The sequence below is a fragment of the Streptomyces sp. NPDC127084 genome (assembly GCF_042724175.1).
In the GTDB taxonomy this organism is placed as follows: domain Bacteria; phylum Actinomycetota; class Actinomycetes; order Streptomycetales; family Streptomycetaceae; genus Streptomyces.
Genome location: NZ_JBHXFA010000317.1, coordinates 665 through 2,753, shown reverse-complemented (window position 1 = coordinate 2,753; position 2,089 = coordinate 665). Strand labels below are relative to the sequence as shown.

Below are 2,089 nucleotides of genomic sequence, written 5' to 3'. Positions count from 1 at the left end.
TCGACTCAGCTCACCCGTAAAGGGTCAGAAGCGGCTCACCATGCCCGGGACACCCCGGGGCGTCGGGATCGGCAGCGGGCTGGTGCCGCTGCGCGAGCCCTCGGCCGGGGGCTTCGCCTTGCAGGTGATGTCCTTCGCCGGGAGCTTGCCCGTGGTCAGGTAGGCCGTGGCCGTCTTGTCGGCGCACGACTTGCTGCCGTAGATACCGTGGCCGATACCACCGGCGACCGTGACCATCTTCGAGCCCTTGAGGTGCTTGCGCAGGCCCTGGCCGCTGACCAGCGGGGTCTGGGAGTCCCACTCGTTCTGCAGCAGCAGCGCGCCGACCTTGTTGTCGATCACGGTGGCGGGTTCGCTGCCCTGCTTCTTCCAGAACGCGCACGGCTTGATGTTGGACGCGAAGTCGCCGTAGAGCGGGTACTTCTTCTTGTCCTTGATCGCGTCGCGGCGGTACTGCTCCGGGTTGGTAGGCCAGGCGCGGGTGTCACCGCAGACGACGGTCCAGAAGCTGGCGTCCTGGTTGTCAGACGGCACCTTCACCTTGGCGGCGGTGCTGCCGAACGCGGGCGGGGCCGGGGTGCGCTCGGGGGTCGTGGACTCGCGGCGGGGAGCCGGGGTGGTCTTCTTGCCCTCGGCGGCCTTCTTCAGGTCCTTGACCGTGTTGGCGGCCCATTCCGCGTTGAAGACCATTCCGCGCATGTACATGCGGATGTCATCGCCGTTCATCGGCACACCGCTGCCGTCGTCGATCGGCTTGCGGTCGGCCTGGGCGACCAGGTCCCAGAAGGTCTTGCCGACGGCCTCCGGGGTCCTGCCCAGCTTGTATTCGGAGTGCCGCTTGGCGGTCCATTTGGTCCAGTTGGCGAACGCGGGCTCGGCGCCCTCCGCCCACACCTGGATCATCCCGCGCCAGACCCTGTCCGGGTCCACCGAGCTGTCCAGCACGAAGCGGTCGGCGCGCTTCGGGAACATCTGGGTGTAGACGGCGCCGAGGTAGGTCCCGTACGAGTAGCCCAGGTACGAGATCTTCTTCTCACCGAGCACGGCACGGATGACGTCCATGTCCCGGGCGGTGTTGCGGGTGGTGATGTGGCGCAGCTTGTCGCCCTGCTTGGCGTCGCACTTCTCGGCGACGGTCTTGGCCCACTTCACGTCCTTGGCGAACGTGGCGGCCTTGTACGGGCGCTCCCAGTTGCGCTCGGAGGTCTTCAGCCCGCAGCTCACGGGGGAGCTCTGGCCGACGCCGCGCGGGTCGAAGCCGATCAGGTCGTACTTCGCCGTCACCGACTTCGGCAGCTCGCTCGCCAGGAACGTCGGCATCTCGACGCCCGTGCCGCCCGGGCCGCCCGGGTTGGTCAGGAGCACACCGCGGCGCTCCTTCTTGGTGCTTGTCTTCACCCTCGATATCGCGAGGTCGAGCGTCTTGCCGCCCGGGCGGCTGTAGTCGAGTGGCACCTTGATGGTGGCGCACTGGAGCGTGGCAGGCATGTCCTTGCTGCAACGCTTCCACGAGGGCTTCTGCTCCTCGAACCGCGCCAGGGGGTTCTCGGCGGCGGTGGCGGTGGCGGCCGGGGCGAGTGCGGGCACCAGGGAGGCGACGGCGGTCGCCGCCAGGAAAGGCACGGCTATTCGTCTGCTGCGCACGTGGGGAAGGTCCTTAGGTTCGGGAACTTGTGCGGGGTGTGACCGCACCTACCCTCCCCTACAAGGCAGTTAGGGCGAATCCGTCGGCGGGCGGGACATGTACTCCGACTGTGGGTGGACCGGATGGCGGCAGAGATGGTCCCCGGGTAGTACACCCTCGGCCCGCTCTTTCCCGTCCGCCCCGGGAGTCCCGGAGGCCGGCGGCCGAGCGCTGGGAGCGTTCGGCACCACGGGGGAGACGCGTGCCGGTTGCCGCGGCCGCGAGCAGTCGCCGCTGGTGAAGCGGCCCTCAGTTCCTCTGCAGGGTGCGGGTGACACCCGCGATGACGGCGGTCGTCAGCACCCAGCCGACGGCGACCAGCAGGTAGGAGCTGTTCGGGAACCGTTGTGGGGGGCGCGGCCCGCGCCGGGGGGCGCCGGACCGCCCCGCACCCACTGGTCGGGA

At 69.0% G+C, this 2,089-nt stretch carries 1 protein-coding gene; it reads right to left on the bottom strand.

Annotated elements, in window-relative coordinates:
- Positions 1 to 24: 24 nt before the first annotated feature.
- On the bottom strand, positions 25 to 1,644 hold the full coding sequence (locus ACFWI9_RS33720; RefSeq protein WP_387168970.1) for an alpha/beta hydrolase: 1,620 nt from the start codon (positions 1,642 to 1,644) through the stop codon (positions 25 to 27).
- Positions 1,645 to 2,089: the final 445 nt, after the last annotated feature.